The organism is Litorivita pollutaquae, assembly GCF_003205515.1.
Lineage (GTDB): Bacteria > Pseudomonadota > Alphaproteobacteria > Rhodobacterales > Rhodobacteraceae > Litorivita > Litorivita pollutaquae.
This window is the reverse complement of the sequence record NZ_KZ826486.1, coordinates 164,498-176,684: the sequence shown is the minus strand read 5'-3', so window position 1 is coordinate 176,684 and position 12,187 is coordinate 164,498. Positions and strand designations below refer to the sequence as shown.

Sequence of the window (12,187 nt, the reverse complement as noted above, 5' to 3'; positions counted from 1 at the left end):
TGATCGGGCAAAACCGGCGATAGATAAAAGAGCAATAGAAAGGGCCGCGCGGTATAAACCGTGCGGCCTTTTTCCTGTCTTCTGCTCTGCCTTGCGAGGCAGACACGGCACGGGCCTGTGGTGCCCGCGCCGCAAGTCACATTCAGGGCGTGCGGCCTTTGAGCGCCCGCACCACCATTGCAATAATGAACAGCACAAAGAAGATCACAAAGAGAAGTTGAGCGATGCCAGCGGAGGCGCTGGCGATGCCACCGAAGCCGAACACGCCGGCGATAATAGCGACAACGAAGAAAATTACAGCCCAATATAGCATGGCCTTGATCCTTTCCGGTTGAGAAGGCGCAGGATGCGCGTTGTGGATAAATAACGCGCCGCCGCACCGTTCGGTTCCCGTATTTTATGGATCATTTTCTTGCACGCGGATGGAACCATATGCCCTGAAGGTGCGTTATACCTGCAATAACGGCCCGCAGTATCGCGCACCGCGCGCTGCCGGTTTCATATATACTCAGGAGAGACATCATGGCGACTGCAACCAAATTGAAATCCGCTGAAACCACCACCGAAGATCTGGCTGCGCAGGTTGATGCGCTCAAAGCTGATCTGGCCGCCTTGACCGGCACATTGGCAGAGTACGGCAAGACCCAAGGCGAGCATCTGAAAGAGGGTGCCAAGGCGCGCGCCGCATCGGCCCGTGCCACCGGCGAGGCACAGGTGGCGCAGTTGCGCGAGCAGTCTGCCGAATTGAGCAAACAGGCCGAAGAGTTTGTGCAGGAAAAACCCGCGCTTTCGGTGGGTGTTGCCGCAGGTATCGGTTTCATTGCCGGTTTGTTTCTGGCGCGTAAATAAGAGTGCGCCAATGCTCACCTCTTTGAAATTCAAAGCCGGAAGGATGGCGCGCCAAGCCGCGCTATCCTTTGTGGCACTTATCGCGCTGCTGGTCGGGGCGGGTTTTTTGACCGTCGCGGCATGGCTGTTTTTACAGGTGCATTACGCGCCTCAAGGTGCGGCATTGATCATCGCCTTGGTGTATTTCGGGTTGGCGGCGGTGTTGTTTGCTATCGCGGCGTCAAAGCCCGAGCGGATCAGTACCCCCGCCGCGCCCCCGCGCGCAGAGGCCCCCAAGCAAGGCTCTAATCTGGCGCAGGCCTTTGCCTTCGGGCTTGAAGCGGGGTCTGCGATGCAACGCGCGCGCAGATAAGTCGTCCGCGATCCAGCACCGCGAAGCCAAGATAATCCAGCGTTCGCCCCATGATTTTTAGGGGTGGACGCTGGATTTTTGCTTGCCAGCTTACCTGTTTGCGCCTAATGAGGCGCTTCCATCGCGCGACCGGCCCGAAGTGGCATGCCGAGTCGCGTTTGACACCGACCCAAAATCAGGAGACGGAAATGCCCAAGATGAAGACCAAATCGAGCTGCAAAAAGCGGTTCAAAGTGACGGCCAGCGGCCGTGTGAAAGCCGCGCAAGCGGGCAAGCAGCACGGCATGATCAAACGCACCAATAAATTCCTCCGCAATGCACGCGGAACAACCACGCTGTCGGCGCCTGACGAGAAAATCGTCAAGTCGATGATGCCGTATTCGCGTTAAGGAGGGTTTGATATGTCTCGTACCAAAGGCGGAACCGTCGCGCACGCGCGTCACAAGAAAATCATCAAAGCCGCGAAAGGTTATTACGGTCGCCGTAAGAATACTTTCCGCGTCGCCACGCAGGCCGTGGACAAGGCCAACCAATATGCCACACGCGACCGTAAGGCGCGCAAGCGCAGCTTCCGCGCGCTGTGGATCCAACGGATCAACGCCGCCGTGCGTAGCCACGACGAAGCGCTGACATACTCGCGCTTCATCAACGGCCTGTCCTTGGCCGGTATTGAAGTGGACCGTAAGGTTCTGGCCGATCTGGCCGTGCATGAGCCCGAAGCATTTGGCGCGATCGTTGATCAAGCCAAGGCGGCGCTCGCGTAACCCATCCCGTTCAGGGATTAGACATTTGAGAAGCCGCGGGCCTTTATGGGCCGCGGCTTCTTGCGTTTGCGCGCCCCGCTGGGTAGCAACGGCCCAAACCCCGCCCGCATCCGCGTGTCGATGGGACCAAGGACGAACAGGAGGATCGGATGGACGATCTGAGAGACAAGTATATCGCTGCAATTGCAGCGGCCTCTGACGAGGCGGCGCTGGAAGAGATCCGCATCGCTGCTGTGGGTAAAAAAGGCGAGGTCGCGCTCAAGATGCGCGAGCTTGGCAAAATGACCCCCGAAGAGCGCCAAAGTGTCGGGCCGAAATTGAACGCCCTCAAGGACGAGATCAACACGGCGCTGACGGCGAAGAAGTCGGCCTTGTCCGATGCGGCTTTGGATGCGCGTTTGGCGACGGAATGGCTCGACGTGACCCTGCCGTCGCGCGGACGCCCCCAAGGCACCGTGCATCCGGTCAGCCAAGTCACCGAAGAGATCAGCGCGATTTTTGCCAACCTCGGGTTCGCCGTTGCCGAAGGGCCGCAGATCGAGAATGATTTCTACAACTTCGATGCGCTCAACATCCCGCCGCATCACCCCGCGCGGCAAGAATTCGACACCTTCTATATGCACCGTGCGGAAGGCGACGACCGCCCGCCGCATGTCTTGCGCACCCATACCTCGCCGGTGCAAATCCGCGCGATGGAGAAAAGCGGCGCGCCGATCCGCGTGATTGCGCCGGGGCGGGTGTATCGGTCGGATTATGACCAAACCCACACCCCGATGTTCCATCAGGTCGAGGGGCTCGCCATCGGCAAGGATATCTCTATGGCGAACCTCAAATGGGTTCTGGAAGAGTTCTTTGCCGCCTTTTTCGAAATCGACGGCATCAAAACCCGTTTCCGCGCCTCGCATTTCCCCTTTACCGAACCTTCGGCGGAAGTGGATATTCAATGTTCTTGGGTGGATGGCCAATTGCGCATCGGCGAAGGCGACGGATGGATGGAAGTCCTTGGCTCCGGCATGGTGCACCCCAAGGTTTTGCAAGCGGCGGGCGTTGATCCCGACACGTGGCAAGGTTTTGCCTTTGGCATGGGCATCGACCGTTTGGCGATGCTGAAATACGGCATCCCCGACCTGCGCGCGTTTTTCGACAGCGACCTGCGCTGGCTGCGCCATTACGGGTTCTCGTGTTTGAACCAACCGACATTGCACGGAGGGCTCAGCCGTTGATTAGGCAGCTTAAAGCTTCGGTTTCTGAAAAGCTTTTCAAATTGGCGGGATACACACGTGATACCAAGACAGGCCAATGGAGTGCGGGGGTAGCCTCCGGTGTTGGCGCTCTGGCTCTTGGCGCGAAATCACTACTCGCAGTATTGGGGATTTCTGCCGTGACTCACAGTTCGGGCGCGGCGATTATTACCGCAGGAAGCGGATATGTTGCCGGAACAATGGGTATTGGCGCGTCGATCATTGCGATCTTTAGTTGGTTTTTCGTCGTGCCCCTATTTCTGATTTGCTCAGGGATAGGGCTATTCGTGCTGCTGACTAAGTCTAAGGAAACGGACACATGAAATTCACACTCTCTTGGCTCAAAGAGCATCTGGATACGACCGCGACGCTGGACGAGATCCTTTATGCACTGACCGACCTCGGGCTTGAGGTCGAAGAGGTCAGTGATCCGGCGGCCAAGCTGTCAGGCTTTACCCTTGCCAAAGTCACCCATGCGGAAAAGCATCCCGATGCGGATAAATTGCGCGTCTGCACCGTGCAAACCGACGAGGGCGAGAAGCAAATCGTTTGCGGCGCACCCAATGCGCGCGAAGGCATCACTGTGGTTCTGTGTAAACCGGGCGATTATGTGCCCGGCATCGATGTGACGCTTTCGGTGGGCAATATTCGCGGCGTGGAAAGCCACGGCATGATGGCCTCTGAACGCGAATTGGAACTCTCCGAAGAGCATGACGGCATCATCGAATTGCCTTCGGGTGAGGTCGGGCAGGAATTCACCGATTGGCTGACTGAGCATGATCCGGCCAAGGTCGATCCGGTGATCGACATTGCCATCACGCCGAACCGCCCCGATGCGCTTGGCGTGCGCGGCATTGCGTTGGATTTGTCGGCGCGCGGGCTTGGCACGATGAAGCCCGCCAAAACGGCCAAGGTTGCGGGCGCATTTGCTTCGTCCATCGGCGTGCGCATCGACACGGACGCCCGCGATGGCGGCTGCGCGGTTTTCGCCGGACGGCTGATCCGCGGCGTGAAAAACGGACCGTCGCCGGAATGGCTGCAAACCCGTTTGCGCGCCATCGGCTTGCGCCCGATTTCGGCTTTGGTCGATATCACCAATTTCTTCACCTATGACCGCAACCGGCCGCTGCATGTCTTTGATGCCGACAAGGTTAAGGGCGATCTTCGCATTCATCGCGCCAAAGGCGGCGAAGTGATGACCGCGCTTGACGACAAGGACTATACGCTGGCCGAGGGCATGGTGGTGATTTCCGATGACACGGGCGTCGAGAGCATCGCAGGTATCATGGGCGGCGCGGCGACGGGCTGCACCGAAGAGACGGTAAACGTCTTTCTCGAAGCGGCGCTTTGGGACACGATCCAGATCGCTAAAACCGGCCGCGCGCTCAAGATCAATTCGGACGCGCGCTATCGCAACGAGCGTGGCATCGATCCGGCATATAACATGCAGGCCATCGAGGATGCCGCGCAGATGATCCTTGATCTTTGCGGCGGTGAGGCCTCCGAAGTCGTTGTCGCGGGCGAGGTGCCCGATGTGGCGCGGGCCTACAAGCTTGATACCGACCGCGTGCAAAGCCTCGTCGGCATGGACATTCCCGCCGACGAGCAACGCCGCACGTTGACGGCGTTGGGTTTTGTGATCGAAGGCGATATGGCGCATGTGCCGTCATGGCGCGGCGATGTGCAAGGCTCTGCCGATCTGGTCGAAGAGGTGGCGCGTGTGGCGTCCTTGACCAAGCTCGAAGGGCGGCCCTTGGCGCGCGGAACGGACGGCATTCCCGCCCCGATCCTCAGCCGGGCGCAGGTGCGCGAAAGCGCGGCGCGGCGGATGGCGGCGAGCTTGGGCTACAATGAATGTGTGACCTATAGCTTCATCGATCAGGCCTCTGCGGCGCTGTTCGGCGGCGGCACCGATGCAACGATGCTTGAAAACCCGATTTCCAGCGAAATGAGCCATATGCGCCCGTCGGTGTTGGCCGGTTTGCTGCAAGCGGCGGCGCGCAACCAATCGCGCGGCTTTCATGATCTGGCGCTGTTCGAGGTTGGCCCCGCATTTAGCGGCGGTGAGCCGGACGATCAACAGGTGCAGATCAGCGGCATTCTTGTGGGCCGCACCGGTCCGCGCGATGTGCATGGTGAGATGCGCAGCGTTGATCTTTACGATGCCAAGGCCGATGCCGAAGCGGTTTTGTCCGCCATTGGTGCCCCCGCCAAGGTGCAAATCCTGCGCGGTGCCGACGCGTGGTGGCATCCGGGGCGTCACGGTAAACTCTGCCTTGGGCCGAAAAAGGTTTTGGGTGTCTTTGGGGAATTGCACCCCAAGGTTCTGGCCGAAATGGGCGTCAAAGGGCCGGTGGTTGGCTTCACGATCTATCCCGCCGAGGTGCCATTGCCGAAGAAGAAATCCGCGACGCGGCCTGCTTTGGCGATCCGCGATCTGCAAGCGGTTGAACGCGATTTTGCCTTTGTGGTCGACACGGATGTTGAAGCGCTGACATTGGTCAATGCGGCGGCAGGTGTGGATAAGGTTTTGATCGAGAACGTGCATGTGTTCGATGAATTCACCGGCGAGACGGCCGAAGCACAGATGGGCGCGGGGAAGAAATCCATCGCCGTGACGGTGCGGTTGCAACCGGTCGATAAGACGCTGAAAGAAGCGGATATCGAGGCGGTCAGCGCCAAGATTGTCGAAAAGGTTGCCAAGGCGACAGGCGGCACGCTGCGCGGTTGAAGCCGCTGCAGATCGCAAACATGAAGCCGCCCCGGAAATGGGGCGGCTTTTTTGTTAGCATCCGGCGCGGGCGGTTTGATTCTTTGTTACATCTGAGGGGTGCCATGGGGCGCTTTTGTGCGATTTTTGATCTATGATGGCGTATTTTAATTGTTCTACTTCAAGTAATTAGGTGTATTTTTCGGGGTTTCATAAATCTGTTACAAAACCATTACATAAGCGACATGCCGAGGTTTTAGGTCACCCTAAGGCCGAAGATGAAGTCGGCCGCGAGATATAACCCTGTAGGAGCTATCATGTCCCTTATCAAACTGTCCGCCTCCGCTCTGGCGATCGCTGCCGTTTCCGCCACTGCGGCTTCGGCGCGTGACCAAGTTCAAGTTGCCGGTTCTTCGACCGTCCTGCCCTATGCGGCCATCGTTGCCGAAGCGTTTGGCGAAAACTTTGACTTCCCGACACCGGTTGTGGAATCGGGCGGCTCGTCCGCCGGTCTCAAGAGATTCTGCGAAGGTGTCGGCGAAAGCACCATCGATGTGGCAAATGCTTCGCGCAAAATCAAAGACTCCGAAATCAAGGCCTGCGCCGAGAATGGTGTGACCGATATCATGGAAGTCCGCATCGGTTATGACGGCATCGTCTTTGCCTCGGACATCAACGGCAACGGTTTCGAATACACGCCGTCCGATTGGTTTTTGGCGCTGTCCGACAAGATCGTCGTAGATGGTCAGATCGTCGCCAACCCGAACAAAACATGGGCCGATGTGAACCCGGACCTTCCGGCGCAAAATATCCAAGCCTTTGTCCCCGGCACCAAGCACGGCACGCGCGAAGTGTTTGAAGACAAAGTGATCCTTAAAGGATGTGAAGATACCGGCGCCTTTGAAGCGTTCCTCGCAGTGGCGCAAGGCGACAGCGACAAGGCCAAAAAGAAAGCTGCCGAGAAGGCTTGTATCTCGCTGCGCACCGATGGCACTTCGGTCGATATTGACGGCGATTACACCGAAACACTTGCCCGTATCGAAAGCAACAAAGACGGCATCGGTGTCTTCGGTCTGGCCTTCTACGAAAACAACACCGACAAGTTGCAGGTCGCAACCATGTCCGGCGTTGCGCCTTCGACCGAAAGCATTGCTTCCGGTGAATATCCCGTGTCGCGTCCGCTCTATTTCTACGTCAAGAGTGCGCATTTGGGCGAGGTCCCCGGCTTGCAAGAATATGCCGAGTTCTTCGTTTCTGACGACATGGCTGGCCCCGATGGCCCGCTCGCCGAATATGGCCTCGTGTCTGATCCCGAGCTTGAGCAAACCCAGGCGGCTGTCGAAGGTGGCAACGCCATGTAAGCCCAGGGCTTATGCACTCTCGGTGGTGGCCTGATTGCAGGCCGCCACTCTTCTACCCAAAGCAAAAGCGAATTCTGCATGTCCTTGGCTCTTTCCTTTATCTGCGTCCTCGTGATTTCCGTCGTGGGGTATTTTTTTGGGCGCCTGCGGATCGCTGCGACGGATGGGTCGGTGCGCCGCCATTCGCGCGCAGTTTACCACGGGCTCAACACGGCGCTGACGGCTTTTGTGCCTGCGACGGCTCTGTTCCTGGCCTATATGATGGTGCGGCAGGTCGCGTTGAAATCCGACGGATTCACCCTGCCAGAGGGCATGGACGTCGGGGTGCCATGGGTGGTTCTGGCGCTGTCTCTCGCGGGGGCGATTTTGGCGTTGGCCAGAATTTCGCCGGAGTATCGCGCGCGCAATGCAGCCGAGAGATGGATCTTGGTGCTGTTGATTTTTTCTGCCTCCATCGCGATTTTCACCACCGTCGGCATTGTGATGTCAATGTTGTTGGAAACCGGGAATTTCTTTTCGCAATATTCGTGGAAAGAGTTCTTTTTCGGGGTGACCTGGGCACCGGATTTTCGCGGCGATAGCGAGCTCGGGATTTTGCCACTGCTTTGGGGCACGCTTTACATCAGCCTGATCGCGCTTGTGGTTGCGGTGCCGATCGGGTTGTTTGCGGCGATCTATTTGTCGGAATACGCCGGGCCGAAAATCCGCGCAGTGGCCAAGCCGTTGATCGAGGTTCTCGCAGGTATTCCGACCATCGTTTACGGTCTCTTCGCGTTGATCACCGTCGGACCAATGTTGCGCGACTACTTTGCACAGCCGATGGGGTTGGGCGAAAGCGGATCATCGGTGATGACGGCGGGGTTGGTGATGGGCGTCATGTTGATCCCCTTCGTGTCTTCCTTGTCCGACGATATTATCAATGCGGTGCCACAGGCGATGCGCGATGGCTCTTTGGGGCTTGGCGCGACAAAATCTGAGACCATCAAACAGGTGGTCGTGCCTGCGGCGCTTCCGGGTATTGTCGGCGCGATCCTTTTGGCGGCGAGCCGCGCGATTGGCGAAACGATGATTGTGGTGTTGGGTGCGGGCGCCGCAGCGGCACAGTTCAAATCAGGCGTTGGCGCGGTGGTAAATCCCTTTGAGGCGATGACCACCATCACAGTTAAAATTGTCAGCCAGTTGACCGGCGATACGGATTTTGCCGCGCCGGAAACTTTGGTGGCCTTTGCCTTGGGGTTGACGCTGTTTGTGTTCACACTCGGCCTCAATGTGCTGGCGCTCTACGTCGTGCGCAAATATCGGGAGCAATACGAATGACCGACGCGAATATGTCAAAGAGCGGCGCCGTGCCGGTCCCGCGTAAATCGCTATTGCAACCGGACGCACGGACCAAGCGCCGCAATTCCGCCGAGGCCCGCTTTCGCGCCTATGGCCTTGCAGCGGTCGGGATCGGGGTTCTGGCTCTGGTGATGTTGTTGGTGTCGATCGTCGGAACCGGATCGGGCGCCTTTAAACAGACCTATTTGACCATCCCCGTGCATCTCAACGAGGCCAAGCTTGATAAAAAAGGCGACCGGGAGCTGGCGAACCTGAAGAAGGTGACAACCATCGGCTATGCCGGAGTATTGAAGACCTCTTTGAACGATTTTCTCGCCCAGGAAGGGATCGAGATTGACGGGCTGAGCGACAAGGATGCGGGGAAGATCATCTCGAAAGAGGCGGCCGCAACCGTGCGCAATGCGGTTTTGGCCGATCCTGATTTGATCGGAACAACGCAGGACTTCACCTTACTGGCCAACGGACGGATCGACGGGTATTACAAGGGCCGCGTCACGATGGACAGCGCCGAGTTGGACGGCAATGTGACGCCCGAGCAATTGATGTTGGCTGATGCGCTCAAAGAGCGCGGCTTGCTCAAGACCAAATTCAACTGGGCGTTCTTGATTGCACCGGATGCCTCGGATCAACGTCCCGAAGCGGCAGGGTTGGGAGTGGCGATCCTCGGATCGATCTACATGATGCTGACGGTTCTGATACTGGCACCGGTGATCGGCGTTGCGGCGTCGATCTATCTCGAAGAATTTGCGCCCAAGAACCGTTGGACCGACATTATTGAGGTGAATATTTCGAACCTTGCGGCGGTTCCGTCGATTGTGTTCGGTATTCTTGGTCTGGCAATTTTCATCAACTTCGCCGGTATGCGAGCGTCTGCGCCGATTGTTGGCGGGCTGGTTCTGACCTTGATGACATTGCCGACGATCATCATCGCCACACGCGCCGCGCTTAAGGCGGTCCCGCCGTCGATCCGCGACGCGGGGCTGGGGTTGGGCGCCTCGAAAATGCAATCGGTGATGCACCATGTCCTGCCGTTGGCGGCACCGGGCATTTTGACCGGCACAATCATCGGATTGGCGCAGGCCTTGGGCGAAACCGCGCCTTTGCTCTTGATCGGGATGGTGGCTTTTGTGCGCGAATATCCCGCTGCGTGGAGCCCCGAGAGCGGCCTTTTTGGCGAACCGTCCACGGCGCTTCCGGTGCAGGTCTTTAACTGGACCCAACGCGCTGATCCGGCCTTTGTTGAGCGTGCTTCGGGTGCGATCATCGTATTGTTGATTTTCCTTGTGGCGATGAATGCCGTAGCGGTGATGCTGCGCCGCCGTTTTGAACGCCGCTGGTAGGGGCAAGTGACATGAATGATATGCGAATAATGGAGAGAGACGTGGACGTGAATGAAATCAAGATCGCGGCCCGGGGTTGTCAGGTTTACTACGCCGACACCCATGCGATCAAAGACGTCGATGTCGATATCGAAGACAAGACCGTGACGGCATTTATCGGGCCGTCGGGTTGCGGCAAATCCACCTTTTTGCGTTGCCTTAACCGGATGAATGACACGATTGATATTTGCCGCGTCGAAGGCGAGATTCGCCTTGATGGCGAAGACATCTACGACCCCAAAGTCGATCCGGTGCAATTGCGCGCCAAGGTCGGGATGGTGTTTCAAAAACCCAATCCGTTCCCGAAATCGATTTATGACAATATCGCTTACGGCCCGCGCATTCACGGCATGGCCAAGACCAAAGCCGATCTCGATATCATCGTCGAAAAGAGCCTGCGTCGTGGTGCCATTTGGGACGAGGTCAAAGACCGCCTCGACGCGCCCGGCACCGGATTGTCCGGCGGGCAGCAGCAGCGGTTGTGCATCGCGCGGGCAGTGGCGACCGAACCCGAAGTGCTGTTGATGGACGAGCCATGTTCGGCGCTTGACCCGATTGCGACGGCGCAGGTCGAAGAATTGATCGATGAATTGCGCTCGCAATATAGCGTCGTCATCGTGACGCATTCGATGCAACAAGCCGCGCGCGTCAGTCAGAAAACCGCGTTCTTCCACCTTGGCAATCTGGTAGAGTTTGGCGAAACGGGGCAGATTTTCACCAACCCCGTCGACCCGCGCACCGAGAGCTATATCACCGGACGGATTGGATAATCAGATGGTAAACGATCAACATATCGCCAGCGTTTTCGACCGCGACCTTGAGGCCATTCAGGCGCTGATCATGAAAATGGGTGGCCTTGTCGAAGCCAATATCGCCGATGCCGCGCGCTCGCTTGAAGAACGCGACGATGAACTGGCGGAAAAGGTGCGCGCGCTCGACAAGGTGATTGATGGCCTTGAGGAGCAGGTCAACGACGAGGCCGCGCGGGTGATTGCCTTGCGGGCGCCGCAGGCCACCGATTTGCGGACGGTTCTGACGGTGATGAAGATCGCATCATCCTTGGAGCGTTGCGGAGATTATGCCAAAAACCTTGCCAAGCGCACGGGCGTTCTGGTGCAAATGCAACCCGTTGGCGGCGCGTCCAAATCTATCCGCCGGATGGCGCGCGAAGTCGAGCAGATGCTGAAAATGTCGCTGGATGCCTATATCCAACGCGATGTGGATATGGCCGAGGCGGTGCGCGAGCGCGATCGCGAAGTCGACCAGATGTATAATGCGCTGTTCCGTGAATTTTTGACTTATATGATGGAAGACCCGCGCAACATCACCGCCTGTATGCACTTGCACTTCATCGCCAAGAACATCGAGCGGATGGGCGATCACGCGACGTCGATCGCCGAGCAGGTGATCTATCTGGTCACGGGCGAGATGCCGGAAGAGGCGCGCACCAAAGCGGATGTGACATCAACCGTGGCCATCGAGGTGGAGGGCTAACTCATGGCGGCAGATCACTTGCGGGTTTTGTTGGTAGAAGATGAACCGGCGCAGCGCGAGATCTTGGCCTATAACCTCGAAGCGGAAGGCTTTGAGGTCAGCCGTGCGGTCAATGGCGACGAAGCCCTGATGTTGGTGGACGAGGTGGTGCCGGATTTGATTGTGCTCGACTGGATGTTGCCCGGCGTGTCGGGGATCGAGATCTGCCGACGCCTCAAGACCCGTCCGGCAACGCGGAATGTGCCGATTATCATGTTGTCGGCGCGCTCTGAAGAGGCCGACCGCGTGCGCGGGCTTGAGACAGGCGCGGACGATTATGTGGTGAAACCCTATTCCGTGGTCGAATTGATGGCGCGTGTGCGCACACAATTGCGCCGCACCCGTCCGGCGGCGGTGGGGCAGAAGTTGAATTTTGACGGGATCGTATTGGATGCGGAAACCCATAAGGTCACACGCGACGAGCAACCGTTGAAATTGGGACCGACCGAGTTCCGGTTGCTGTCGACCTTTATGGAAAAGCCGGGACGGGTGTGGAGCCGCGAGCAATTGCTTGATCGGGTCTGGGGCCGCGATATCTATGTGGATACGCGGACCGTGGATGTGCACATCGGCCGGCTGCGCAAGGCGCTTTGCGTATATGGCGGCGATGATCCCCTGCGCACGGTGCGCGGCGCGGGATATGCGTTGGGGTAACTGGCC

The 12,187-nt window shown here is 58.1% G+C and carries 13 protein-coding genes; 12 read left to right on the top strand and 1 reads right to left on the bottom strand.

What is annotated here, in order from left to right; translation table 11 throughout:
* Window positions 1-142 precede the first annotated feature (142 nt).
* Window positions 143-313, bottom strand: coding sequence for a DUF1328 domain-containing protein (locus DI396_RS11955; protein ID WP_110796444.1), 171 nt, complete (start codon window positions 311-313; stop codon window positions 143-145).
* 209 nt (window positions 314-522) lie between these two features.
* On the opposite strand from DI396_RS11955, the gene DI396_RS11950 reads away from it, so the two are divergent.
* The 12 genes from DI396_RS11950 to phoB all read left to right on the top strand — a co-directional run bounded on the left by DI396_RS11950 (window position 523) and on the right by phoB (window position 12,181).
* Window positions 523-849, top strand: a complete 327-nt coding sequence (locus DI396_RS11950) for an ElaB/YgaM/YqjD family protein (protein ID WP_110796443.1) — start codon at window positions 523-525, stop codon at window positions 847-849.
* 10 nt (window positions 850-859) lie between these two features.
* Window positions 860-1,201 (top strand): phage holin family protein, encoded by a 342-nt coding sequence (locus DI396_RS11945; protein ID WP_110796442.1) that lies wholly within the window; start codon window positions 860-862, stop codon window positions 1,199-1,201.
* Window positions 1,202-1,389: 188 nt separating this feature from the next.
* Window positions 1,390-1,590: a 50S ribosomal protein L35 gene (gene rpmI / locus DI396_RS11940; RefSeq protein ID WP_110796474.1), complete on the top strand. Its 201-nt coding sequence runs from the start codon at window positions 1,390-1,392 to the stop codon at window positions 1,588-1,590.
* A gap of 12 nt (window positions 1,591-1,602) precedes the next feature.
* Window positions 1,603-1,965 (top strand): 50S ribosomal protein L20, encoded by a 363-nt coding sequence (gene rplT, locus DI396_RS11935; RefSeq protein WP_110796441.1) that lies wholly within the window; start codon window positions 1,603-1,605, stop codon window positions 1,963-1,965.
* A 149-nt stretch (window positions 1,966-2,114) separates the two neighbouring features.
* A complete protein-coding gene (gene pheS / locus DI396_RS11930) occupies window positions 2,115-3,188 on the top strand; it encodes a phenylalanine--tRNA ligase subunit alpha (RefSeq protein WP_110796440.1) in 1,074 nt (357 codons plus the stop codon).
* A gap of 337 nt (window positions 3,189-3,525) precedes the next feature.
* Window positions 3,526-5,937, top strand: a complete 2,412-nt coding sequence (gene pheT / locus DI396_RS11920; protein WP_110796438.1) for a phenylalanine--tRNA ligase subunit beta — start codon at window positions 3,526-3,528, stop codon at window positions 5,935-5,937.
* A gap of 296 nt (window positions 5,938-6,233) precedes the next feature.
* A complete protein-coding gene (locus DI396_RS11915) occupies window positions 6,234-7,277 on the top strand; it encodes a substrate-binding domain-containing protein (protein ID WP_110796437.1) in 1,044 nt (347 codons plus the stop codon).
* 78 nt (window positions 7,278-7,355) lie between these two features.
* A complete protein-coding gene (gene pstC, locus DI396_RS11910; RefSeq protein WP_110796436.1) occupies window positions 7,356-8,594 on the top strand; it encodes a phosphate ABC transporter permease subunit PstC in 1,239 nt (412 codons plus the stop codon).
* On the top strand, window positions 8,591-9,955 hold the full coding sequence (gene pstA, locus DI396_RS11905; RefSeq protein ID WP_110796435.1) for a phosphate ABC transporter permease PstA: 1,365 nt from the start codon (window positions 8,591-8,593) through the stop codon (window positions 9,953-9,955). The genes pstC and pstA overlap by 4 nt, the downstream gene beginning before the upstream one ends.
* An 11-nt stretch (window positions 9,956-9,966) precedes the next feature.
* Entirely contained in the window at window positions 9,967-10,764 is a 798-nt protein-coding gene (pstB, locus tag DI396_RS11900) for a phosphate ABC transporter ATP-binding protein PstB (protein WP_110796434.1), read from the top strand.
* 4 nt (window positions 10,765-10,768) lie between these two features.
* Window positions 10,769-11,488: a phosphate signaling complex protein PhoU gene (phoU, locus tag DI396_RS11895; protein ID WP_110796433.1), complete on the top strand. Its 720-nt coding sequence runs from the start codon at window positions 10,769-10,771 to the stop codon at window positions 11,486-11,488.
* A gap of 3 nt (window positions 11,489-11,491) precedes the next feature.
* Complete coding sequence (phoB, locus tag DI396_RS11890; RefSeq protein ID WP_110796432.1) at window positions 11,492-12,181, top strand: phosphate regulon transcriptional regulator PhoB; 690 nt, start codon at window positions 11,492-11,494, stop codon at window positions 12,179-12,181.
* Window positions 12,182-12,187 lie beyond the last annotated feature (6 nt).

Bases quoted from the DNA above. Each gene is read 5' to 3' on its own strand.
- DI396_RS11955 (WP_110796444.1), bottom strand. From the start codon at position 313: ATGCTATATTGGGCTGTAATTTTCTTCGTTGTCGCTATTATCGCCGGC.
- DI396_RS11950 (WP_110796443.1), top strand. From the start codon at position 523: ATGGCGACTGCAACCAAATTGAAATCCGCTGAAACCACCACCGAAGAT.
- DI396_RS11945 (WP_110796442.1), top strand. From the start codon at position 860: ATGCTCACCTCTTTGAAATTCAAAGCCGGAAGGATGGCGCGCCAAGCC.
- rpmI (WP_110796474.1), top strand. From the start codon at position 1,390: ATGCCCAAGATGAAGACCAAATCGAGCTGCAAAAAGCGGTTCAAAGTG.
- rplT (WP_110796441.1), top strand. From the start codon at position 1,603: ATGTCTCGTACCAAAGGCGGAACCGTCGCGCACGCGCGTCACAAGAAA.
- pheS (WP_110796440.1), top strand. From the start codon at position 2,115: ATGGACGATCTGAGAGACAAGTATATCGCTGCAATTGCAGCGGCCTCT.
- pheT (WP_110796438.1), top strand. From the start codon at position 3,526: ATGAAATTCACACTCTCTTGGCTCAAAGAGCATCTGGATACGACCGCG.
- DI396_RS11915 (WP_110796437.1), top strand. From the start codon at position 6,234: ATGTCCCTTATCAAACTGTCCGCCTCCGCTCTGGCGATCGCTGCCGTT.
- pstC (WP_110796436.1), top strand. From the start codon at position 7,356: ATGTCCTTGGCTCTTTCCTTTATCTGCGTCCTCGTGATTTCCGTCGTG.
- pstA (WP_110796435.1), top strand. From the start codon at position 8,591: ATGACCGACGCGAATATGTCAAAGAGCGGCGCCGTGCCGGTCCCGCGT.
- pstB (WP_110796434.1), top strand. From the start codon at position 9,967: ATGAATGATATGCGAATAATGGAGAGAGACGTGGACGTGAATGAAATC.
- phoU (WP_110796433.1), top strand. From the start codon at position 10,769: ATGGTAAACGATCAACATATCGCCAGCGTTTTCGACCGCGACCTTGAG.
- phoB (WP_110796432.1), top strand. From the start codon at position 11,492: ATGGCGGCAGATCACTTGCGGGTTTTGTTGGTAGAAGATGAACCGGCG.